Genomic DNA, 21,919 nt, shown 5'->3' with positions numbered 1-21,919 from the left:
GCTGCACGCCGCTGCCGCTATGCTCGTGCCTTCCGCCGAATGCCTTCCAGGCCACGCCCATGCTGATCAACTTCTTCTACACGCTGCGTGCGGCCAAGTTACCGGTGTCGGTCAAGGAGTACCTGACACTGCTCGAAGCGATCAAGGCCGAGGTGATCGGCCCGTCGGTCGACGAGTTCTACTACCTGGCGCGCACCACGCTGGTCAAGGACGAGGCGCTGTTCGACAAGTTCGACCGCGCCTTCAGCGCCTATTTCAAGGGCGTCGAGCTGCTGGCCGACTTCACCAAGGAAGTGCCGCTCGAATGGCTGCGCAAGAACCTCGAGCTCAACCTGAGCCCCGAGGAGATCGCCAAGATCGAGAAGATGGGCTGGGACGAGCTGATGGAGACGCTGAAGAAGCGTTTCGAGGAGCAGAAGGAACGCCACGAGGGCGGCAGCAAGTGGATCGGCACCGGCGGCACCAGCCCCTTCGGCGCCTACGGCCAGAACCCGCAGGGCATCCGCATCGGCCAGGACAAGGGTCGCAACAAGAGCGCGGTGAAGGTCTGGGACCAGCGCGCCTACAAGGACTACGACGACACGCTTGAGCTCGGCACCCGCAACATCAAGGTCGCGCTGCGCCGGCTGCGCCGCTTCGCGCGCGAAGGCGCGGCCGAGGAGCTCGACCTCGACGACACCATCCACTGCACCGCCGCCAACGCCGGCATGCTCGACATCAAGCTGGTGCCCGAGCGCCACAACAAGGTCAAGGTGCTGCTGCTGATGGACGTCGGCGGCACGATGGACGAGCACATCCACCGCGTCGAGGAGCTCTTCTCGGCGGCGAAGAGCGAGTTCAAGCACCTCGAGTTCTATTACTTCCACAACTGCGTCTACGACTTCATGTGGAAGAACAACCGGCGCCGCTTCAGCGAGAAGATGCCGACCTGGGACGTGATCCGCAAGTACAACAAGGACTACAAGCTGGTCTTCGTCGGCGACGCGACGATGAGCCCGTACGAGGTGCTGCAGCCCGGCGGCAGCGTCGAATACAACAACGAGGAACCCGGCGCCGAATGGCTGCAGCGGCTGACCAACGCCTTCCCGAAATTCGCCTGGATCAATCCCGAGCCGCAGGGCGTCTGGCAGTACCGCCAGAGCATCTCGATCATTCAGCAGCTGGTAAATCAACGCATGTTTCCGCTGACGCTCGCCGGCCTCGAATCGGCGATGCGCTTGTTGAGCAAGTGATCATCAGGGCCGCTGCGTGGCGCCTGCCGGCCACGCTGATCCTGGTGCTGCTGACGAGCGGCTGCGCGCTGCTCGACCCCAAGCTGAAGGACGACCCCGCCAAGCCGCCACCCCCGCTGCACCTCGAGGTCCAGGCGCCCGCGCCGCTGAAGGCGCTGCTCGAACAGCACCTCGACCTGGCGCGGCTCGCGCAGGTCGGCGACGACGAGTCGCTCGACGACACCGAGTGGGCGCGCCTGGTCGCCGCCGCGCCGGCGCAGGCGCGCGAGCTGCTGCAGACCGAGGGCTATTTCGAACCCCAGATCAAGGTCGAGCGCAGCACGGGCCGGCCGGTTCGCGTGCGCGTGCTGGTGCAGCCGGGGCCGCGCGTGCGCGTCGCCAGCGTGCGGCTGCAGACCGAAGGCGAGCTCGAACGCCGTATCGTCGCCGGCGACCGCGATGCCATCGCGCTGCGGCGCACGCTCGAGGATGCCGGGCCGCTGGCGGTGGGCGTGCCGTTTCGCAATGCCGACTGGCGCGACACCAAGCTGCGGCTCGCGACCCGGCTGCGCGGCGCCGGATATGCCGCCGCGACGGTCGCCGACAGCGGCGCCGATGTCGATGTCGCCGCGCGCAGCGCCGCGGTGCAGGTCACGCTCGACTCGGGCCCGCTGTTCCTCGCCGGCCCGGTGCAGATCGAAGGCCTCGCGAAGCACGACGAGGCCACCGTGCGCCACCTGGCCGGTTTCGGTCCCGGCGCGCCGCTGACCGAGACGCGCCTGCTCGACTACCAGGACCGGCTGCAGAAGAGCGGCCTGTTCGAGGGCGTGTCGGTGACCTTCGATCCGGACGCAGCGACGGCGCTGGCCACGCCGGTGCTGGTGCGGCTGCGCGAGCTGCCGCTGCAGCAGGCCACCGCCGGCGTCGGCTTCAGCGCGAACACCGGGCCGCGCACCTCGCTGGAGCACACGCACCGGCGCCTCTTCGGCTGGGCCGTCAGCGCGCACAACAAGCTCGAATGGGGCCGTGATGCGCAGAGCTGGAACGGCGATTTCTACACCCACCCCGGCCAGGGCTTCTACCGCAACCTGCTCGGCGTGCAGATCGAGCGCGTGCGCGGCGACGACGACGACGTGCTGTCGCAGCGCCTGCGCCTGGGCCGCACCACCGACACGCCGCGGCTCGAACGCCTGTATTTCGGCGAGCTGCTGCGCTCGCGCCAGAGCCTGAACGACGGCACGATCATCGACGCGCGCGCCACCAGCGCCAACGCGCACTACGTGCTGCGGCGGCTCGACAGCGTGCTGCTGCCGACGCGCGGCTACAGCCTCTCGCTGCAGCTGGGCGCCGGCCAGGCGCAAAGCGATGCCGGCACGAGCGGCCCGTTCGCCCGCGTCTACAGCCGCTTCACCGCCTACTGGCCGCTCGGCGCCGACTGGTACGCCAGCGGCCGCGTCGAGGCCGGCGAGGTCATCAAGCGCGACGCGGTGCGCGTGCCCGACCAGCTCGGTTTTCGCGCCGGCGGCGACGACTCGGTGCGCGGCTACGGCCACCGCGAGCTCGCACCGCGCCGCGACGGCAAGATCTTCAGCGGCAACGTGCTGCTGACCAGCAGCGTCGAGCTCGCGCGGCCGATCTCGCAGAAGCTGCCGGCGGTGTGGGGCGCCGTCTTCGTCGATGCCGGCCGTGCCGCCGACCAATGGAAGGGGTTCAAGCCGGCGCTCGGTTATGGCGTCGGCGTGCGCTGGCGCAGCCCGATCGGGCCGCTGAAGGTCGACCTCGCCTGGGGTGAAGAGGTGCGCAAGGCCCGCTTGCACCTGACCGTCGGCATCACGTTCTGACCGCTCTGCCATGGACACCACCGCCCCGCCGCCCGCCCCCCTGCCCCGCCGCCGGCGCCGCTGGTTATGGGCCAGCCTGCTGCTGCTGGGCGTGCTGCTGGGCACCGTCGCCGGCCTGATCGCGCTCGCCTGGTACGGCGAGCCGGCCTTGCCCTGGCTGCTCGGCCGCGTGCCCGGCCTGAAGGTAGAAGGCGTGCGCGGCACGATGGCCGGCGGTGATGTCACGATCGACCGGGTCGACTGGGCGCTGCCCGGCGCCGCGGGCCGGCTGCGCATCGACGGTTTGCGGCTCGAGGGCATCCGCTGGCCGTCGCGCTACGCGCTCAGCGTGCGCCGGGCCACCGCGCAGCGCGTGCAGTTCGACAGCGCACCGTCATCGGGCAAGCCGGTGACGGTGCCCGCCTCGCTGCGGCTGCCGCTGGCGCTGCAGGTGGGCGAGCTGCGCGTCGACACGCTGCGCATCGACGAGTTGCCGCCGCTGCAGAAGCTGCAAGGGGCGCTCGACCTCGCCGGCCACCTCGGCGGCGTGCACAAGCTCGAGCGCTTCGGCGTCGACTGGGAAGCGGCCCGTGTGCAGGGCCGATTGCAGATCGGCAGCGACGGCAAGCTGCCGCTCGAGGCGCAGCTGCAGGCGCAGTCGATCAGCGGGCGGGCCTGGCGGGCCCAAGGCAGTGCTAACGGACCATTGGAGCGGCTGGCGGTCAAGCTGGCGCTCGAAGGCGAGGCCAGCGCCGGCGCCAAGCCGGTGGCCTTGCAGGCCGATGCGCAGATCGCGCCTTTTGCGCCGTGGCCGCTCGCCGCGCTGACGCTGACGACGCAAGGCTTCGACCTGGCCGCGCTGTCGCCGCGCCTGCCGTCGACGTCGATCGAAGGCAGCGCGGTGATCGACAGCCGCGGCCTCGACCAGCCGGTGGCGGCCCAGATCAAGCTGGCCAATGGCCGGCCCGGCCGATTCGACGAAGCCGGCCTGCCGCTGCACGGCCTGGTGGTCACGGCGAGCGGCGATCCGCGACAGCGCGACCGCATCGAGCTGCAGCAGTTCGTGCTTCAGCTCGGCGATGCGAAGAACGGCGCCGGCGCGCTGCGCGGCAGCGGCCGCTGGGCCGACAGCCGGCTGGTGCTCGACCTGCAGCTCGACGGCGTGCAGCCCGCGCGGCTCGATGGCCGTGCCGCGCCGGTGCGCATCAGCGGCCCGCTGGCCCTGCAGGTCGACGGCCTGCCGGCGCCGGGCAGCAGCACGCCCGCCGCGCCGGTGCTGGCAGTGAAGGCGACGCTGAACGGCCAGGCGCTCGACGGCACCGGCCAGGCGGTGCGCCTGGCCTTCGCCGGCGGCGGCGACGGCCAGCGCTGGAAGATCGACGAAGCCGAGGCCCGCGCCGGCAAGGCGCTCGCGCGTTTCAGCGGCGAGGCGCAGCAGGAGAGCGCGGGCTGGCGCTTCGCCGCCGATGCGCAGCTCGACCAGTTCGATCCGCTGCCGTGGTGGCGCGGCGCGGAAGGCTCGGCCTGGCGGCGCGGTCCGCACCTGTGGAACGGCACGCTGAAGGCGCGCGGCCTGTGGCGCGGCCTGCCGGCGGGCAAGGACCTGCTGGCGCGCTGGCAACGCGCTCTCGACGGCGACGCCGAGCTGGCGTTGGCGCCGAGCCGGCTGGCGGGCGTGGCGCTCGGCGGCCAGCTGAAGGCCTCGAATCGGGCCGACGGCAGCCGCTTCGACGGCACCATCGATCTCGCCGGCAACACGCTGCAGGCCGAGCTGCACCTGGCGCGCGACCCGGCCGCCGATCGCTGGCAGCTGCGCGCCGACGCCCCGGCGCTGGCGGCGCTGGCGCCGCTGTCCGCATTGCTGGCCCCGGCCGCCGCCGACTGGTGGCCGAGCGCCGGCCAGCTGCAGGGCGAGTTGCGCGGCGAAGGCCGCTGGCCGGCGCTGGCCAGCAGCGGCCAGCTGCGTGCGCGCGGACTCAAGAGCCGCGCCGCGGCGCTCGCCGAGGCCGACCTGAGCTGGCGCCACGGCGCGCAGGCCACGGCGCCGCTGAGCTTGCAGTTGAAAGCGCGCGGCATCGAGCACGGCGCACAGCAGGTCGAGCGGCTCGACGCGCAGGCCGACGGCACCCTCGCCGCGCACACGCTGCGCCTGTCCGCGGCCAGCCCGCTGAAGCCGCCGGCCTGGAGCGAATCGCTGCTCGGCCCGGCCGGCAGCGGCACGCGGCTGGATGCCGAAGGGCGCGGCGCCTGGTCTGCCGATGCGGGCGGCCATCGCTGGCAGCTGCAGGCGCTGAGGCTGCGTGGCGGCTCACGCGACAACGGCAGCACCGAACCCTGGATCGCCGCCACCGACCTGGGCGGCGATGCGCGTTTCGACGCCAACGGCCGGTTGCTGTCGCTGGCGCTCGCGCCCGGTCGCGTGCAGCTGCTGAACACCGCGTTGCGCTGGCGCCAGGCCGACTGGCGCGCCGCCGCGGCCTCCGGAGGCAGCGCCCGGCTGAACGTTTCCGGCGAGCTCGAGACCTTCGATGTCGCGGCGCTGCTGAAGCGACTGGAGCCGGAATTCGGCTGGAGCGGCAACCTGACGCTCGGCGGCCGCGTCGACATCCGCAGCAGCGATCGTTTCGACGCCGACATCGTGCTCGAACGCGGCGGCGGCGACCTCGGCGTCACCGACGAGCTCGGCCAGACCCAGGTGCTGGGCCTGACCGACCTGCGGCTGGCGTTCAGCGCGCACGACGGCGTCTGGCAGTTCGCGCAGGGCCTGGCCGGGCGCCTCATCGGCGAGATGGCCGGCGCGCAGGTGCTGCGCACGACACCGGAGCGCTCGTGGCCGGCGGCGGATGCGCCGCTGCAGGGCGTGCTGCAGATGCGCGTGGCGAACCTCGGCGTCTGGGGCACCTGGGTGCCGCCGGGCTGGCGGCTGGGCGGCACGCTGCAGACCAGCGCGTCGATCGGCGGGCGCTTCAATGCACCGGAGCTGCGCGGCGAGATGCGCGGCAGCCAGCTCGCGGTGCGCAACCTGCTCGAAGGCGTCAATTTGAGCGACGGCGAGCTGGCGATCACGCTCGAAGGCGAGCGCGCCGAGATCAAGCGCCTGGCTTTCAAGGGCGGCGACGGTCGGCTGACCCTGACCGGCAGCGCGACGCTGGGGGCCGAGCCGTCGGCGCAGATCGCATTGGTTGCCGAACGTTTCCGGCTGCTCGGCCGCATCGACCGCCGCATCGTCACCACCGGCCAGGCCGATCTGCGGCTGGATCCGAAGATGCTGCGGCTGACCGGCCGCTTCGGCGTCGACGAAGGGCTGGTCGACGTCAGCCGCGCCGATGCGCCGACGCTGGACAAGGACGTGCAGGTGACGCGCAACGGCGCCACGGTGCCCACCGGCGCCGCCGCCCGCGCCGTCGAGCGCGAACGCGCGGCCCGCGCGCTGCCGGCGCCGCTGCGCAACGCCGAGGTCGCGCTGGCGATCGAGCTCGGTGAACGGCTGCAGCTGCGCGGCCGCGGCCTGGACACCGGCCTGCGCGGCAGCCTGCGGATCAGCGCCCCCGGTGGCCGGCTGGCGCTGAACGGCAGCGTGCGAACCGTCGGCGGCACCTACGCCGCCTACGGGCAGAAGCTGGAGATCGCGCGCGGGGAGCTGTTCTTCAGCGGTGCGGTCGACAACCCGCGGCTGGACGTGCTGGCGATCCGGCCGAACCTGGACGTCGTGGTCGGCGTCAGCGTCATCGGCACCGCGCAGAACCCGCGCATCCGGTTGACCAGCGAACCGGAGATGCCGGAATACGACAAGCTCTCCTGGCTGGTGCTCGGCCGCGGGCCGGACGGCCTGGGCCGCACCGACACCGCGCTGCTGCAGCGCGCCGCCGTCGCGCTGCTGGCCGGCGAAGGCAATTCGCCGACCGACGACCTGATCAACCGGCTCGGACTGACCGACTTCTCGGTGCGCCAGACCGAGGGCGACGTGCGCGAGACCATCGTCAGCCTCGGCAAGCAGCTGTCGCGGCGCTGGTACGTCGGCTACGAGCGCAGCGTCAACACCACCGCCGGCAGTTGGCAGCTGATCTACCGGATCGCCCAGCGCTTCACGCTGCGCGCGCAGTCGGGCGCCGAGAGCTCGCTCGACCTGATCTGGGCCTGGCGCTGGAACTGAACGCTGCGCGTTTCAGGTGAGAATCGCCCAAGCGCCGCCGCCGTAGTTCAATGGATAGAACGGGGACCTCCTAAGTCTCAGATACAGGTTCGATTCCTGTCGGGGGCGCCACTCGCATCCGCTCTGCCCCGCCAGCCGTATCCCATTTCACGAACGCCCGAAAAGGCGATGCAACTTTCAGCAGAAATCGCAGTCACTGCCATGGGAGCGGTCATATACTGATCGCAGTCGCTGGCGGAAGGCCTCGCAGTTTGCGGGGCCTTGACATGAATGGCCCGCAGCAGCGGGCCGAAGGCAGGTTTCATGATGGGTGGCAAATTGAAGGTCGCAGGTCTCCTCACGTTGGGGGCCGTTGCGGGGGCGCTGACAACCATTCAGCTCCAGGCTTTCGCCAAAAATTCGCTCGCCCCGTTGCCGCTCGAAGAGCTGCAGCAGCTCGCGGCCGTGTTCGGCATGGTCAAGAGCGACTACGTCGAACCGGTCGACGAAAAGAAGCTGATCTCGGATGCCATCGGCGGCATGGTCGCCGGGCTCGATCCGCATTCGCAGTACTTCGACAAGAAGAGCTTCAAGGAATTCCGCGAAGGCACGACCGGCCGCTTCGTCGGCGTCGGCATCGAGATCGGCATGGAAGACGGCCTGGTCAAAGTGGTCTCGCCGATCGAGGGCTCGCCCGCCTACCGCGCCGGCCTGAAGAGCGGCGACATGATCACCAAGATCGACGACACCGCCGTCAAGGGCCTGACGATGGACCAGGCCGTCAAGCGCATGCGCGGCGAGCCGAACACCAAGGTTCAGCTGACGATCTTCCGCAAGGCCGAGAACCGCAGCTTCCCGATCACCATCGTGCGCGAGGAAATCCGCGTGCAGAGCGTGCGCTCGAAGGTGCTCGAGCCGGGTTACGCCTGGGTGCGCGTCAGCCAGTTCCAGGACCGCACGGTCGAAGACTTCACGCGCAAGCTCGAAGAGATCTACAAGACCGAGCCGAACCTGAAAGGCCTGGTGCTCGATCTGCGCAACGACCCGGGCGGCCTGCTCGAGGGCGCCGTGGCGATCTCGGCCGCCTTCCTGCCGAAGGATGTCACCGTCGTCTCCACCAACGGCCAGGTGCCCGATTCGAAGTCCACGCTGAAGGCCTCGCCCGAGAGCTACCTGCGCCGCGGCGGCATGGACCCGCTGAAGAAGCTGCCGGCCGCGCTGAAGAACGTGCCGCTGGTGGTGCTGGTCAATGAAGGCTCGGCCTCGGCCAGCGAGATCGTCGCCGGCGCGCTGCAGGACCACAAGCGCGCCACCGTGATGGGCGCACAGACCTTCGGCAAGGGCTCGGTGCAGACGGTGCGTCCGCTGTCGTCCGAGACCGCGCTGAAGATCACCACCGCGCGCTACTACACGCCGGCGGGCCGCTCGATCCAGGCCAAGGGCATCGTGCCCGACATCTGGCTCGACGAGACCTCCGAAGGCAACGTCTTCGCCGCGCTGCGCATGCGCGAGGCCGATCTCGAGAAGCACCTGGCCAACGGCGGCGACGAGAAGAAGGACGAAGCGCGCGAGAAGGCCCGCGAGGAAGCGCGCAAGAAGCTCGAAGACCAGGTCGCGAAGACCAAGGAGCCGCCGAAGCCGCTGCCGGAATTCGGCAGTGCCGAAGACTTCCCGCTGCAGCAGGCGCTGAACCAGCTCAAGGGCAAGCCGGTCGCCGTCAGCAAGACGATGAGCGAGCGCAAGGCCGAGGTCGATCTCGACAAGAAGTAAAGCGCGGCTGCGGCCCGACTTCGATGAAAGAGGCCCGCGATGCGGGCCTCTTGCTTTTGGCGCCGCGCGTTCAGCGCGGAATCATCGCCGGCCGCTCGCCGTCGTTGAGCGGCCCGCCCGGGCGCACCGCCAGCGGCCGCGCGCGCGTCGACAAAGCCGGCGCAGTGCAGGCCTGGCCGTCGGCATGCGCCAGCGCGGTGGCCAGCAGCGGCTCGTCGGTCGCGCCGAGCGGCTTGGTCCAGTCCTCGTTGACGGCGCAGGTCGGGCGCAGGCCGCTGAAATAGCGGCCTTCGTTGCTGGCGTTGACCGATTCGAAATTGACGACGCTGTAGGTGGTGCCGCAGCGGTCGTCGTGGGGCAGGAAGCCGACCGGCTTGCCGCAGCTGGCATCGCCGACCAGCACGACGTTGACGAAGGGTCGCAAACCGATGGCGAGCTGCTCGCTGGCCGAGCAGGTGCGCTCGCCGGCGAGGATGTAGACCCGCGCCAGGCCGAGCGCCTGTGGCGGGTTGGTGAACTGATAACTCGTATTGTTGGCGGCCGCGCGCTTGTCGTTGTACAGCAGCGACGCGTAGGTCCGCCCCGATGCGCGCGGGCCGGCGACCAGCGACGCGATGTCGCGCGACACGGTGACCAGCCCGCCGCCGTTGTAGCGCAGGTCGAGCACCAGCTCGCTCGCGCCGGCGGCGCGGAAATGGGCCATCGCATCGCCGGCCGGCGCCAGCGCCTGGCTGATCATGTCCTTGACGTGCAGGTAGCCGACCTCGCGGCCCTGCGGCGTCGTGACCATCTGCGCGCGCGTCACCGGCCGCAGCTCGTAGCTCGCCGACTGCAGCGTCAGCGTGCGGTGGCCGACGGGGCCGTCGAGCTCGATCTGCAGGTTGACGCCGGCGCTGGCCGGGCTCAGCACCGAGTAGTCGTTGGCGGCGATGATCGACGCCGCCGACCGGCCGTTGATCGACAGGATGCGGTCGCCGCGCACCGCGCCGGCCAGCCCGGCCGGTGAAAGCGGCTCGACATAGCGCAGGTACAGCGGCAGATCCGGCCGGCCTTCGACCTCCAGCCCGGTGACGAAGAGCCCGTAGCCGAGTGCGCGGCCTTCGCCGTAGAACTGGTTGAAGTTGGCGGTGGTGTCGAAATAGCTCCAGCGGTCGGCCGGAAAGCTGGCATTGCCGCCGGTGTACAGCAGCGACGAGAAGTAGCCGGACACCGTCGCCGGGCCGTTCGGATCGGGCCGCGGGCTGATGCCGTACCAGAAGTACCACTCGTTGAAGTAGTCGCGCAGCGCGGTCTTGCGGGCGCTGTCGCTGCAGTCGTCGACGCGCTCGTAGATGGCACTGCCACCGCCGCCGCAGGCGGCCAGCAACAGCAGCGCGGCGAGGCCGACCGCGCAACGGTGAATGCGGCTCATGAAGACGGGGCTCCCTGGTTCAGCTCGGGGTCGGTGCGACACCTACAATCGCAACCCCCCGAAGCCTACCCACGTTGACAGGTGTCTCCCCTGTGAACGGTGTCCATTCGTCGCCCGCCATGACCGCACTCGCCAAGTCCTTCGAACCCGCCGCCATCGAAGCCCGCTGGGGTCCGCTGTGGGAACAGTCGGGCGTCTACGCGCCGACGCTGGACCGGGCCAAGCCGTCGTTCGCGGTGCAGTTGCCGCCGCCGAACGTCACCGGAACGCTGCACATGGGCCATGCGTTCAACCAGACGATCATGGACTCGCTGACGCGCTACCACCGGATGCGCGGCTTCAACACGCTGTGGGTGCCGGGCACCGACCACGCCGGCATCGCGACGCAGATCGTCGTCGAGCGCCAGCTGCAGGAAGCCGGGCTGTCGCGGCACGACCTCGGCCGCGAGGCGTTCCTGAAACAGGTGTGGGACTGGAAATCGACCTCCGGCGCAACCATCACGCGCCAGATGCGTCGCATGGGCACCAGCGTCAGTTGGTCGCACGAGTACTTCACGATGGACGAGAAGCTCTCGACCATCGTCACCGAGACCTTCGTGCGTTTGTTCGACGAGGGCCTGATCTACCGCGGCAAGCGGCTGGTGAGCTGGGACCCGGTGCTGAAGTCGGCGGTGTCGGACCTGGAGGTCGAGAGCGAGGAGGAAGACGGCTTCCTCTGGCACATCCGCTATCCCCTCGAGGACGGCTCGGGCGCGCTGGTCGTCGCGACGACGCGGCCCGAAACGATGCTCGGCGACACCGCGGTGATGGTGCATCCCGAGGACGAGCGCTACGCCCACCTGATCGGCCAGCGGGTGAAGCTGCCGATCGCCGAGCGGCTGATCCCGGTGATCGCCGACGAGTACGTCGACAAGGCCTTCGGCACCGGCGTCGTCAAGGTCACGCCGGCGCACGACACCAACGACTACCAGGTCGGCCTGCGCCATGCGCTGCCGATGATCACGATCTTCACGCTCGACGCGAAGCTCAACGACGAGGTGCCCGAGGCCTACCGCGGCCTGGACCGCTTCGTCGCGCGCAAGAAGGTCGTCGAGCAGCTGGAGGCCGAGGGCCTGCTCGCCGAGACCAAGAAGCACAAGCTGATGGTGCCGCGCTGCGCGCGCACCGGCCAGGTCATCGAGCCGATGTTGACCGACCAGTGGTTCGTCGCGATGACCAAGCCCGGCGCCGACGGCCAGAGCATCGCGCAGAAGGCGATCGACGTCGTTGCCTCGGGCGAGGTGCGCTTCGTGCCCGAGCAATGGGTCAACACCTACAACCAGTGGATGAAGAACATCCAGGACTGGTGCATCAGCCGCCAGCTCTGGTGGGGCCATCGCATCCCCGCCTGGTACGGCACGGGCGGTGAGCTCTTCGTCGCCCGCAGCGAGGACGAGGCGCGTGGGAAGGCACAGGCCGCCGGCTACAGCGGACCGCTGACACGCGACGAGGATGTGCTCGACACCTGGTACTCGTCGGCGCTGGTGCCGTTCTCGACGCTCGGCTGGCCGGAGAAGACGATCGAGCAGGACCTGTTCCTGCCCTCGTCGGTGCTCGTCACCGGCTACGACATCATCTTCTTCTGGGTCGCCCGGATGATCATGATGACCAAGCACTTCACCGGCCAGGTGCCGTTCCGCGACGTCTACATCCACGGCCTGGTGCTCGATGCGCACGGCCACAAGATGAGCAAGAGCGAGGGCAACGTGCTCGACCCGGTCGACCTGATCGACGGCATTGAGTTGGCCCCGCTGCTCGACAAGCGCACCACCGGCCTGCGCAAACCCGAAACGGCGCCGAAGGTGCGCAAGGCGACCGAGAAGGAATTCCCCGAGGGCATTCCGGGTTATGGCGCCGACGCGCTGCGCTTCACGTTCGCCGCGATGGCCACGCTCGGCCGCAGCGTCAACTTCGATTCGAAGCGCTGCGAGGGCTACCGCAATTTCTGCAACAAGCTCTGGAACGCGACGCGCTTCGTGCTGATGAATTGCGAGGGCCAGGACTGCGGCCTGAAGGAGCACAGCAAGGCCGAATGCGAACCCGGCCAGCCCTTCCACGGCTACATGCGCTTCTCGCAGGCCGACCGCTGGATCAGCGGCGAGCTGCAGCGCGTCGAGATGGCGGTGGCGCAGGGCTTCGCCGACTACCGGCTCGACAACGTCGCCGGCGCGATCTACCAGTTCGTCTGGGACGAGTACTGCGACTGGTACCTCGAGATCGCGAAGGTGCAGCTGGCTGAAGCGACGAAGACCGGCGACGAGGCCACGCAACGGGCGACGCGCCGCACGCTGATCCGCGTGCTGGAGACGGTGCTGCGGCTGCTGCATCCGATCGCGCCGTTCATCACCGCGGAGCTGTGGGAGAGCGTGGCGCCGGTGGCCGGACGCAAGGCAAGCGACACCGTCGCCATGGCCGCGTACCCGATCGCGCAGCCGGAGAAGGTCGACGTCGCTGCAGACGCCTGGGTCGGCAAGCTCAAGTCGCTGGTGGCCGCCGTGCGCAGCCTGCGCAGCGAGATGAACCTGTCGCCCGGCGACCGCAAGCCGCTCTACGCGATCGGCGATGCTGCGTTCATCGAGCAGGCGGCGCCGCTGCTGAAGGCGCTGGCCAAGCTGTCGGAGCTGCAGGTCTTCAGCGACGAGGCGGCCTTCGCGCAGGCCAGCGGGCTGTCACCGGTCGCCGTGCAAGGCAACGTGCGGCTGGCGCTGCACGTGGAGATCGACGTCGAGGCCGAGAAGGCGCGCATCGCCAAGGAGATCGCCCGCTACGAAGGCGAGAAGGCGAGCATCGAGACCCAGCTCGCCAACGAGAGCTTCGTGGCGCGCGCGCCGGCGGCAGTCGTCGAGCAGAAGCGCCAGCGCCTGACCGAGATCAGCCAGACGCTCCGCCGGCTGCAAGATCAATTGGCTCGTCTGAAGAATCCGTCGACCTGAAGTCGCGCCGCGCAGCCGGCGCTGTCAGCAGCTCGTCGATGCGGCGCGCGACGCCCCAGGCGCTGCGCACACGCGATTCGCGTGTCGTGCTCGACACGCGCGGCGTGATCTGCAGCGTGTCGATCTCGTGCAGCGGCCGGCCCGGCTCGAGCATGCCGGGCTCCATGCTGTCGAACCAGGCCGCCGCCATGCGGCCGGTGCCCAGCACCTCGGCGAGCGCCGCTTCGTCGAAGACGCTCGACGGCGCGATGCAGACCATCACCTGGTTCGGCCGGCTGAACGGCAGGAAGCGCTCGCCGAGCAGGCCGTGGTAGCGGGTGAAGTAGGTCAGCATCACGCTGACCGCTTCGCATTCCTCGAGCAATTCGCGCAGCCCCACCGGCTCGACGCGCCAGCGGTGCCACAGCGGATCGGTGGAGTGCACCGCCGGGTCGTAGCCGACCACCCGCGCACCGAAGGCGCCGAGCAGCTGCGCCAGCGGCCGCGCCGCCGGCGTCATGCCGATCAGCCCGACCGTCGAGCCGCCGAGCTCGCGCCCGACCAGCAGCCCCTCGGCATTGACCACCGGCACGCGGCGCAGCATCTGCAGCAGCGCGCCGATGATGAACTCGGCTTCGGCGGCGGCGGTGGCGTTGCTCGGCCGCACCACCTCGACGCCGGCGCGGGCGCAGGCATCGACATCGATGTTCTCGGCGCCGGCGGACAAGCGGCCGACCGCGCGCAGCATCGGCGCGTGGTGCAGCGCATCGGCATCCAGCGCCACCGACGGCGGGATGATCAGCGAGCGCACGTTGTACAGCGCCTGCCGGAAGGCCCGCGGATCACGCGCCAGATCCGGCGCGTAGCGCACGGCATGGCGTGCCACGAGCCAGTGCATGACCTCGGGGTCGAGCGGTTCGACGATCAGGACATCCATCGGCTAGGCGCGTGACAGAATGGTTCTCATCAACTAGCCCCGATTCTAGTAAGCAGATGCTGATCAAGAAGGCGATCTTCCCGGTGGCCGGCCTGGGCACGCGTTTCCTGCCGGCGACCAAGGCGCAGCCCAAGGAGATGCTGCCGGTCGTCGACAAACCGCTGATCCAGTATGCCGTCGAGGAAGCGTACGCCGCCGGCGTGCGCGAAATGATCTTCGTGACCGGGCGGCACAAGCGGCCGATCGAAGACCACTTTGACATGACCTTCGAGCTCGAGGTAGCCCTCGAACAGGCGGGCAAGGCCGAATTGCTCGAGGTGGTTCGCAGCGTCAAGCCCAACGACATGGAGTGCATCTACGTGCGCCAGGCCTCCGCGCTCGGCCTCGGGCATGCGGTGCTGTGCGGGCAGCGGCTGGTCGGCAACGAGCCCTTCGCCGTGCTGCTGGCAGACGACCTGATGATCGGCGACAAGCCGGTGCTCAAGCAGATGGTCGAGCAGTTCGCCGAGTGGCGCGCCTCGATCATCGCCGTGCAGGAGGTGCCGCTCGAACACACGCGGCGCTACGGCATCGTCGCCGGCACGCCGGTCAACGAGCGCATGCTCGACATTCAGCGCATTGTCGAGAAACCCGATCCGGCTGCCGCCCCGTCGCGCCTGGGCGTCGCCGGCCGCTACCTGCTGACGCCCGGCGTGTTTCACGAGATCGCCGCGCAGCCGCTGGGCGTCGGCGGCGAGATGCAACTGACCGACGGCATCGCATCGCTGCTGCGGCGCGAGAAGGTCTTTGCCTACCGCTACGAGGGCCGGCGCTACGACTGCGGCAGCAAGGAAGGCTTCCTGGAGGCCAACGTCGAGATGGCGCTCGCTCATCCGCAGCTCGGCGCCGGCTTCCGCGACTTCCTGCGCGGCCTCGAGCTCTGAGCGTCCAGGCGACCGGCGTTCAACGCCGGCGCAGGAAGTGCACGAATTCGTCGCCGGCGCGGGTCTGCTCGAGCAGCTCGTTGCCGGTCTGCTTGGCGAAGGCCTGGAAGTCGCGCACCGAGCCGGGGTCGGTCGCCAGCACCTTCAGCACGTCGCCGCTGCCCATCTCCGCCAATGCCTTCTTGGCCTTCAGGATCGGCAGGGGGCAATTCAGGCCGCGCGTGTCGATTTCCTTCTGGGCATCCATCGTGGTCTGATCTCCTTGCAAGGGGCGGGATTCTAGGAGCGCCGCGACGGCAGCTCCATGAAGCGCGGCTCGTGGCCGCGCGAACGCAGCCAGTCGGCCAGGGCATAGCCGGTGCCGGCGGGCCAGCACAGCACGTCCTGCGGCGTGTACAGCTTGTGCTCGGCGAGCTCGGGCGACAGCCGGATCTCGCCGCGCGCAAGCACGTGGTAGGCAATGATCACCTGGTTCATGCGCTGGAAGTCGTAGACACCGATCAGCGTCGTCGACAGCGCTTCGAGCGCGGTCTCCTCGGCCACCTCGCGCGTGATGCCGTCCTGCGGCGTCTCGCCGGCCTCCATGAAGCCGGTGATCAGGCCGAACATGCGCACGCTCCAGGCGGCGTTGCGCGCCAGCAGCAGGCGGCCTTCGCGGTCGGCGCACTCGATCACCGCGGCCAGCACCGGCGTCGGGTTGTTCCAGTGCGTCCACTCGCAGGCGCCGCAACGCAGCCGCGTCTTCGGGCCGCCGTCTTCGAGTCGTTCGATGGCCTGCAGCGGCGTCGCGCACTGCGGGCAGAAGCGGTAGTCGTAGCTCACTGCGCGCTCCCTCAGGCCGGGAACACGCCGGTCGACAGGTAGCGCTCGCCGCGGTCGCAGACGACGAAGACGATGGTCGCGTTCTCGGCCTGCTCCGCGATCTGCAGCGCGACCCAGGCCGCGCCGGCCGCCGAAATGCCGGCGAAGAGGCCCTCCTCGCGCGCCAGGCGCCGCGCCATCTCCTCCGCATCGGCCTGAGAAACGAGCACCAGCTCGTCGACCTGCGCCGGGTCGTAGATGCGCGGCAGGTAGGCCTCGGGCCACTTGCGGATGCCGGGGATGCGCGAGCCCTCGGCCGGCTGCGCGCCGACGATGCGCACGCCGCCCGGGCGCTTCTCCTTCAGGTAGCGGCCGACGCCGGTGATCGTGCCGGTGGTGCCCATCGCGCTGACGAAGTGCGTGATGCGGCCTTGGGTCTCGTCCCAGATCTCGGGGCCGGTGGTCTCGTAGTGCACGCGCGGGTTGTCGGCGTTGGCGAACTGGTCGAGCACGCGGCCCTTGCCTTCGCGCTGCATCTGCTCGGCCAGGTCGCGCGCGTATTCCATGCCGCCCGAGCGCGGCGTAAGGATCAGCTCGGCGCCGTAGGCCTTCATCGTCTGCGCGCGTTCGATCGACAGGTCCTCCGGCATGATCAGCAGCATGCGGTAGCCGCGGATCGCCGCGGCCATCGCCAGCGCGATGCCGGTGTTGCCGGAGGTGGCCTCGATCAGCGTATCGCCGGGGCGGATGTCGCCGCGCTCCTCGGCGCGGCGGATCATGCTCATCGCCGGGCGGTCCTTGACCGAGCCGGCCGGGTTGTTGCCCTCGAGCTTGCCGAGGATCACGTTGCCGCGCGCGGCATTCGCCGCGCCGGGCAGGCGCTGCAGCCGCACCATCGGCGTTTGGCCAATCACATCCTCGATCGTCTTGTAGCTGGGCTCGGACATCAGTACCTCCGGCGGCGATTGTCGTCGCAGCGTCGCGGGCCGGCGGTGCGCGGGGTTTCAGGCCATAATCCGCGCCCTCGCCGCACCTCAGCGCGCGATGCCGCCCTCGTGACGAAATCGGTAGACGTAGCGGATTCAAAATCCGCCGCCGCAAGGCGTGCCAGTTCGAGTCTGGCCGAGGGCACCAACTCCTCCCAAAGCTGCTGATGCCGCCACTGCCTCCGGTCACCAAGGCGTTCATGCTGATCTGCACCGCCATCTTCTGCGTGCAGCTGCTGTTGCCGAGCGTCGCCGGCATCGCGCTCGAACAATGGTTCGCGCTGTGGGGCATCACCAGCGGGCGCTTCCTGCCCTGGCAGCCGCTGAGCTATGCCTTCCTGCATGGCGACTTCATGCACCTGTTCTTCAACATGTTCGGCCTGTGGATGTTCGGCGGCGAGCTGGAGAACCTGTGGGGCCGCAAGCGCTACATCCACATGCTGGTCGCCAGCGTGCTGGCCGCCGCCACGGTGCAGATCCTGGTCATGCTGCTCGGCACCGGGCGCGGCTACACGGTCGGCGCCTCGGGGGCGCTGTTCGGCCTGCTGCTGTCCTTCGGCATGCTGTTCCCGAACCGCGTGATCGTGCCGCTGATCCCGCCGATCCCGATGAAGGCGCGCACCTTCGTCGCGGTGTTCGGTGCGCTCGAGCTGCTGCTGGGCCTCTTCGGCGGCGGCGGCGTCGCGCACTTCGCGCACCTGGGCGGCATGCTCGGCGCCTGGCTGATGATCAGCTACTGGCGCGGCCGCCTGCCGTTCCGACCGAAGACGCGCCGCTGATCCGAAGCGGCCCCCGCAAACGCGCGGGGTGAAAAGTTCTCGGCCGTCGCGGCCCGCAGGGAACGGTTCCTGCTCATTCGGTGTCCACCCAGCAGGGTTCGGGAGCGCCGCGATGAAGCTGCCACGACTGCACGTACCTGTCGCCGCATGGAGCATCCTGCTGGCCTGGCTGGCGATGTGGGTGCTGATGTGGCCGCCCGCGGCGGCTGCCGCCGACGCACAGGACGACATGAGCGCCGCGTCGCGCGCGCTGCAGAAGGCGCAGGCCGCGGTGGTCGGTGTGCAATCGATCGCCGTCGACGGCGCGCGCTCCGCCGCCACGCTGGGCCGCGTCCGCGAAGGCTCCGGCGTCGTCATCAGCCGCGAGGGCCTGGTGCTGACGATCGGCTACCTGGTGCTCGAAGCCGAGCAGGTGCAGATCGTCACCGACGACGCGCGCACCATTCCCGCGCGTTTCATCGGCTACGACGTGGCAACCGGCTTCGGCCTGCTGCAGGCGCTGGCGCCGCTGCGCATCGACGCGGTGCCGCTGGGGCGCTCGGGCGCACTGAACCCGCGCGAGGGCCTGATGATCGCCAGCGGCGGCGAGGACGGCGCCGTCAGCGCCGCCTGGCTGGTCTCGCGCCGCGCGTTCTCCGGCTACTGGGAGTACCACATCCCCGGCGCGCTGTTCACGACGCCGCCGCGGCGTGACCACAGCGGCGCGGGCCTGTTCAACATCGCCGGCGAGCTGGTCGGCATCGGCTCGCTGATCGTCGCCGACGCCGCCGGTGGTGACGAGCGCCTGCCCGGCAACATGTTCGTGCCGATCGACCTGCTGTCGCCGATCTTCGACGAGTTGCTGCGCGTCGGCAGCAGCACCTCGAGCAAGCGCGCATGGATCGGCATCAACTGCGTCGAGCACGACGGCGCGGTGCGCATCGTGCGCATCAACGACGACAGCCCGGCCGATGTCGCCGGCCTGCAGGCGGGCGACAAGATCGTGCGCATCGACGGCGCCGACGTGCATGCGCTCGAAGAGCTGTGGACGCGGCTGTGGTCCGGCGGCGAGCCGGAGCGCGAGGTGGTGCTCGACATCCAGCGCAACGGCGAAGCGCAGACGGTGCGGGTCTTCAGCGTCGATCGCATGAAGACGTTGAAGCGCGCGCGCGGGATCTGAGTCAGGCTTTCAACGCGGCGAGTCCCTCGGCCACGGTGGGATAGCGCAGCTTGAGCCGCAGCTCGCGCTTCAGCCGCTCGTTCGTCAGTCGGCGCGATTCCGACAGGAAGCTCATCTGCACCGGCGACAGCGTGCGCTCGGCCTCGGCACGCGTGATGCGCGGCGGCCGCGCGACGCCGGCCAAGTCGGCCGCCAGGTCGAAGTAGTCGCCCATCTTGAGCCGCGTGTCGTCGCTGGCATGCACGAAACGCTGCGGCCGCCCGCGGTACAGCGCCGCGACGCAGGCGCGCGCCAGGTCGTCGGCATGGATGTGGTTAGTGTAGACATCGTCCTCGGCATGCAGCACCGGCGTGCCGCGCGCCAGCCGCTCACGCGGATCGCCGCCCACGCGGCCGGGCGCGTAGATGCCGGGAATGCGCAGCACGCTGACCGTCACGCCGAAAGCGCGGCCGAAGTGCCGCATGCGCGCCTCGGCATCGACCCGGCGTGCGGCGCGGGCGGTCGACGGTTGCGGCGCGCGTGTCTCGTCGATCACGGCACCACCGGCGTCACCGTACACGCCGCTGGTGCTGGCATAGACCAGCCGCCGCAAGCGGCTGCTGCGGGCCAGCGCAGCGAGCAGCTGCGCGCTGCGGCGGTCGACGGCGCCCTCGCTCGCCGGCGGCGCGAGGTGCAGCACCGCATCCGCCAGTCCCGCCAGGCGCGCCAGCGTCGCCGGCTGGTCGAGGTCGCCGACCAGCGGCAGCGCGCCGGCGGCGCGAAGTTGATCGCGCCGCGCGGCCGACGAGGTCAGCGCGAGCAGGCGCCAGCGGCCGGCGAGCAGGCGCAGCACGCGCAGCCCGACGTCGCCGCAACCGACTACCAGCAGGGTCGGTCGGCGCATCGCATGCAGGGGGAGGTTCATCGAGGTCGGCTAAGGAAAGCGGGCAAGCCACGGCGGGCACAATGGCGGCCGCAGTAGCAGCGACCCGATCATGACCTTCAGCGTGACCATTCTCCCCGCCGGCCGCCAGTTCGAAGTGGCGCGCGACGAACCGATCCTCGCCGCCGCGATCCGGCAGGGCATCGGCCTGCCCTACGGCTGCCGCGACGGTGCCTGTGGCTCGTGCAAGAGCCGCCTGCTCGAAGGCCGCGTGCTGCACGGTGCGCACCAGGCCAAGGCCTTGTCGCATGCCGAGGAAGAAGCCGGCATGGTGCTGACCTGCTGCGGCACGCCGCAAAGCGACTGCGTGATCGAGGCGCGCAGCGTGCCGGGCGCCGGCGAGTTCCCGATCCTGAAGATGCCCAGCCGCATCCTGGCGATCGAACGCAAGGCGCCCGATGTCGCGGTGCTGAAGGTGCAGCTGCCGGCGAACCAGAACTTCCAGTACCACGCCGGCCAGTACGTCGAATTCATCCTGCGCGACGGCTCGCGCCGCAGCTACTCGATGGCCAATGCGCCGAGCCAGCTGGGCAACCCGCCGGCGATCGAGCTGCACCTGCGCCACATGCCGGGCGGCAAGTTCACCGACCACGTGTTCACGGCGATGAAGGAGCGCGACATCCTGCGCATGGAGGGCCCGTTCGGCAGCTTCTTCCTGCGCGAGGAGTCCACCAAGCCGATCGTGCTGCTGGCCTCGGGCACCGGCTTCGCGCCGATCAAGGCGATCATCGAGCGGCTGATCGAGATCGGCAGCACGCGGCCGGCGGTGCTGTACTGGGGCTGCCGCCAGCGCGGCGACCTCTACCTGCACGACTGGGCCGAGCAGGCGACACAGGCGCTGCCGAGCCTGCGCTACGTGCCGGTGCTGTCCGAAGCGCGGCCGGAGGACGGCTGGGGCGGCCGCGCCGGCTTCGTTCACGAGGCGGTGATGCACGACCTGCCCGATCTCGCCGAACACCAGGTCTACGCCTGCGGTGCGCCGGTGATGGTCGAATCCGCGCAGCGCGACTTCGTCGCCCGCTGCCGGCTGCCGGCCGAGGAGTTCTACGCCGACGCCTTCACCTCCGAGGCCGACAAGCACGGGCCGACGGCATGACCATCAGCCGACGCCAACATCTGAAGTACGCGGCCGGTGCGCTCGCCATCGGCGCCGTGCCGGTGCTCGCGCAAGCCCGGCCGATCCGCCTGATCGTGCCCTACCCGCCGGGCGGGCCGCTCGACATCATCGCGCGGGCGCTGGCCGCCGCGGTCAAGGACACGCTGGGCACGGTGATCGTCGAGAACCGGCCCGGCGCCGGCGGCAACCTCGGCGCGGACGTCGTCGCCAAGGCCGCGCCGGACGGCCAGACGATCGTGATGGGCGCAGTCGCGACGCATGCGATCAACCCGTGGCTGTACGCCAAGCTGCCCTACGACCCGATCCGCGACTTCACGCCGATCACGCTGGTCGCGCAGGTGCCGAACGTGCTGGTGATGAATGCCGAGACCGCGGCGCGGCTGAACATCGCCAGCGTCGCCGACCTGGTGGCGTACGCCAAGCGCAACCCCGCCAAGCTGAACTACGGCTCCGGCGGCAACGGCAGTGCCGGACACCTGGCCGGCGAGATGTTCAAGGCCCAGGCCGGTGTCTTCATGGTCCACATCCCGTATGCCGGCGGCAACCCGGCGCAGCTGGCGCTCTTGGCCGGCCAGGTCGACCTGAACTTCGACAACCTCGCGTCGGCGTCGGCCAACGTCAAGTCCGGCAAGCTGCGCGCGATCGCGCTGACGACCAAGGCACGCTCGAGCGCGCTGCCCGAGCTGCCCACCATCGCCGCCAGCGGCGCGGCGCTCGGCCTGAAGGACTTCGACGTCGGCACCTGGTTCGGCCTGTTCGGCCCGGCGAAGCTGCCGGCCGACGTGCTGGCGCGGCAGAACAAGGCCTTCACCGACGCGCTGGCCCAGCCCGACATCAAGGCGCGCCTGGCGACCCTGATGGCCGAACCGGCACCGAGCACGCCGCAGCAGTTCGCCGCCTTCGTGCAGGCCGAGCTGAAGCGCTACGAGCCGGTCGTCAAGGCTTCCGGCGCGAAAGTGGATTGACGCAGCGCAGCATCGCCGTTAGCCTTCGTCTCGCC

Annotated in this window: 16 protein-coding genes and 2 tRNA genes; 12 read left to right on the top strand and 6 right to left on the bottom strand. The window is 70.0% G+C overall.

Features of this window, described 5'->3' with window-relative positions; all coding sequences use genetic code 11:
* Window positions 1–59: 59 nt before the first annotated feature.
* The 5 genes from HLB44_RS13840 to HLB44_RS13820 all read left to right on the top strand — a co-directional run bounded on the left by HLB44_RS13840 (window position 60) and on the right by HLB44_RS13820 (window position 8,933).
* Window positions 60–1,232 carry a vWA domain-containing protein gene (locus tag HLB44_RS13840; protein WP_173123384.1) on the top strand — a complete coding sequence of 391 codons (1,173 nt, stop codon included), beginning with the start codon at window positions 60–62 and terminating at the stop codon, window positions 1,230–1,232.
* A complete protein-coding gene (locus HLB44_RS13835; protein ID WP_173123382.1) occupies window positions 1,229–3,052 on the top strand; it encodes a BamA/TamA family outer membrane protein in 1,824 nt (607 codons plus the stop codon). Before HLB44_RS13840 ends, HLB44_RS13835 begins: the two co-directional genes overlap by 4 nt.
* Before the next feature lie 10 nt (window positions 3,053–3,062).
* Window positions 3,063–7,184, top strand: a complete 4,122-nt coding sequence (locus HLB44_RS13830; RefSeq protein WP_173123380.1) for a translocation/assembly module TamB domain-containing protein — start codon at window positions 3,063–3,065, stop codon at window positions 7,182–7,184.
* 36 nt (window positions 7,185–7,220) lie between these two features.
* Window positions 7,221–7,295, top strand: a tRNA-Arg gene (locus tag HLB44_RS13825).
* A gap of 195 nt (window positions 7,296–7,490) precedes the next feature.
* Window positions 7,491–8,933 (top strand): S41 family peptidase, encoded by a 1,443-nt coding sequence (locus HLB44_RS13820; RefSeq protein WP_173123378.1) that lies wholly within the window; start codon window positions 7,491–7,493, stop codon window positions 8,931–8,933.
* 70 nt (window positions 8,934–9,003) lie between these two features.
* Here HLB44_RS13820 and HLB44_RS13815 read toward each other — a convergent pair whose 3' ends face one another.
* Entirely contained in the window at window positions 9,004–10,344 is a 1,341-nt protein-coding gene (locus HLB44_RS13815) for a S41 family peptidase (protein ID WP_173123376.1), read from the bottom strand.
* A 119-nt stretch (window positions 10,345–10,463) separates the two neighbouring features.
* Between HLB44_RS13815 and HLB44_RS13810 the strand changes: the two genes are divergently transcribed.
* Entirely contained in the window at window positions 10,464–13,316 is a 2,853-nt protein-coding gene (locus tag HLB44_RS13810; RefSeq protein ID WP_173123374.1) for a valine--tRNA ligase, read from the top strand.
* On the opposite strand, the gene HLB44_RS13805 is transcribed toward HLB44_RS13810, so the two are convergent.
* Complete coding sequence (locus HLB44_RS13805; RefSeq protein WP_173123372.1) at window positions 13,255–14,232, bottom strand: NAD(P)-dependent oxidoreductase; 978 nt, start codon at window positions 14,230–14,232, stop codon at window positions 13,255–13,257. The genes HLB44_RS13810 and HLB44_RS13805 overlap by 62 nt on opposite strands.
* A gap of 56 nt (window positions 14,233–14,288) precedes the next feature.
* Between HLB44_RS13805 and galU the strand changes: the two genes are divergently transcribed.
* Window positions 14,289–15,155: a UTP--glucose-1-phosphate uridylyltransferase GalU gene (gene galU / locus HLB44_RS13800; RefSeq protein ID WP_173123370.1), complete on the top strand. Its 867-nt coding sequence runs from the start codon at window positions 14,289–14,291 to the stop codon at window positions 15,153–15,155.
* 19 nt (window positions 15,156–15,174) lie between these two features.
* Here galU and HLB44_RS13795 read toward each other — a convergent pair whose 3' ends face one another.
* The 3 genes from HLB44_RS13795 to cysM are packed head-to-tail and all read right to left on the bottom strand — an operon-like array spanning window position 15,175 to window position 16,903.
* Window positions 15,175–15,402 (bottom strand): sulfurtransferase TusA family protein, encoded by a 228-nt coding sequence (locus tag HLB44_RS13795; protein ID WP_173123368.1) that lies wholly within the window; start codon window positions 15,400–15,402, stop codon window positions 15,175–15,177.
* A gap of 32 nt (window positions 15,403–15,434) precedes the next feature.
* Window positions 15,435–15,977: an NUDIX domain-containing protein gene (locus HLB44_RS13790; RefSeq protein WP_173123366.1), complete on the bottom strand. Its 543-nt coding sequence runs from the start codon at window positions 15,975–15,977 to the stop codon at window positions 15,435–15,437.
* A gap of 11 nt (window positions 15,978–15,988) precedes the next feature.
* On the bottom strand, window positions 15,989–16,903 hold the full coding sequence (cysM, locus tag HLB44_RS13785) for a cysteine synthase CysM (protein ID WP_173123364.1): 915 nt from the start codon (window positions 16,901–16,903) through the stop codon (window positions 15,989–15,991).
* 102 nt (window positions 16,904–17,005) lie between these two features.
* Between cysM and HLB44_RS13780 the strand changes: the two genes are divergently transcribed.
* The 3 genes from HLB44_RS13780 (at window position 17,006) to HLB44_RS13770 (ending at window position 18,880) form a co-directional block, all read left to right on the top strand.
* Window positions 17,006–17,090: transfer RNA gene (locus tag HLB44_RS13780), tRNA-Leu, on the top strand.
* 19 nt (window positions 17,091–17,109) lie between these two features.
* Window positions 17,110–17,721 (top strand): rhomboid family intramembrane serine protease, encoded by a 612-nt coding sequence (locus HLB44_RS13775; protein ID WP_173123362.1) that lies wholly within the window; start codon window positions 17,110–17,112, stop codon window positions 17,719–17,721.
* A 112-nt stretch (window positions 17,722–17,833) separates the two neighbouring features.
* A complete protein-coding gene (locus HLB44_RS13770; RefSeq protein WP_173123360.1) occupies window positions 17,834–18,880 on the top strand; it encodes a S1C family serine protease in 1,047 nt (348 codons plus the stop codon).
* A gap of 1 nt (window position 18,881) precedes the next feature.
* Here the strand turns inward: HLB44_RS13770 and HLB44_RS13765 are convergent, their stop codons facing one another.
* Window positions 18,882–19,784: an SDR family oxidoreductase gene (locus tag HLB44_RS13765; RefSeq protein ID WP_246312255.1), complete on the bottom strand. Its 903-nt coding sequence runs from the start codon at window positions 19,782–19,784 to the stop codon at window positions 18,882–18,884.
* 70 nt (window positions 19,785–19,854) lie between these two features.
* On the opposite strand from HLB44_RS13765, the gene HLB44_RS13760 reads away from it, so the two are divergent.
* Together HLB44_RS13760 and HLB44_RS13755 are read left to right on the top strand one after the other, a co-directional pair.
* Window positions 19,855–20,898, top strand: a complete 1,044-nt coding sequence (locus HLB44_RS13760) for a CDP-6-deoxy-delta-3,4-glucoseen reductase (RefSeq protein ID WP_173123358.1) — start codon at window positions 19,855–19,857, stop codon at window positions 20,896–20,898.
* 2 nt (window positions 20,899–20,900) lie between these two features.
* Complete coding sequence (locus HLB44_RS13755; RefSeq protein WP_425500808.1) at window positions 20,901–21,884, top strand: Bug family tripartite tricarboxylate transporter substrate binding protein; 984 nt, start codon at window positions 20,901–20,903, stop codon at window positions 21,882–21,884.
* Window positions 21,885–21,919 lie beyond the last annotated feature (35 nt).

The organism is Pseudaquabacterium terrae (genome assembly GCF_013266755.1).
GTDB lineage: Bacteria > Pseudomonadota > Gammaproteobacteria > Burkholderiales > Burkholderiaceae_C > Pseudaquabacterium > Pseudaquabacterium terrae.
Note: the sequence above shows the minus strand (reverse complement) of the source record. Positions and strands in the feature narration are given on the sequence as shown.

Bases quoted from the DNA above. Each gene is read 5' to 3' on its own strand.
- HLB44_RS13760 (WP_173123358.1), top strand. From the start codon at position 19,855: ATGACCTTCAGCGTGACCATTCTCCCCGCCGGCCGCCAGTTCGAAGTG.
- HLB44_RS13770 (WP_173123360.1), top strand. From the start codon at position 17,834: ATGAAGCTGCCACGACTGCACGTACCTGTCGCCGCATGGAGCATCCTG.
- cysM (WP_173123364.1), bottom strand. From the start codon at position 16,903: ATGTCCGAGCCCAGCTACAAGACGATCGAGGATGTGATTGGCCAAACG.
- galU (WP_173123370.1), top strand. From the start codon at position 14,289: ATGCTGATCAAGAAGGCGATCTTCCCGGTGGCCGGCCTGGGCACGCGT.
- HLB44_RS13810 (WP_173123374.1), top strand. From the start codon at position 10,464: ATGACCGCACTCGCCAAGTCCTTCGAACCCGCCGCCATCGAAGCCCGC.
- HLB44_RS13840 (WP_173123384.1), top strand. From the start codon at position 60: ATGCTGATCAACTTCTTCTACACGCTGCGTGCGGCCAAGTTACCGGTG.
- HLB44_RS13775 (WP_173123362.1), top strand. From the start codon at position 17,110: ATGCCGCCACTGCCTCCGGTCACCAAGGCGTTCATGCTGATCTGCACC.
- HLB44_RS13820 (WP_173123378.1), top strand. From the start codon at position 7,491: ATGGGTGGCAAATTGAAGGTCGCAGGTCTCCTCACGTTGGGGGCCGTT.
- HLB44_RS13795 (WP_173123368.1), bottom strand. From the start codon at position 15,402: ATGGATGCCCAGAAGGAAATCGACACGCGCGGCCTGAATTGCCCCCTG.
- HLB44_RS13830 (WP_173123380.1), top strand. From the start codon at position 3,063: ATGGACACCACCGCCCCGCCGCCCGCCCCCCTGCCCCGCCGCCGGCGC.
- HLB44_RS13805 (WP_173123372.1), bottom strand. From the start codon at position 14,232: ATGGATGTCCTGATCGTCGAACCGCTCGACCCCGAGGTCATGCACTGG.
- HLB44_RS13765 (WP_246312255.1), bottom strand. From the start codon at position 19,784: ATGAACCTCCCCCTGCATGCGATGCGCCGACCGACCCTGCTGGTAGTC.
- HLB44_RS13815 (WP_173123376.1), bottom strand. From the start codon at position 10,344: ATGAGCCGCATTCACCGTTGCGCGGTCGGCCTCGCCGCGCTGCTGTTG.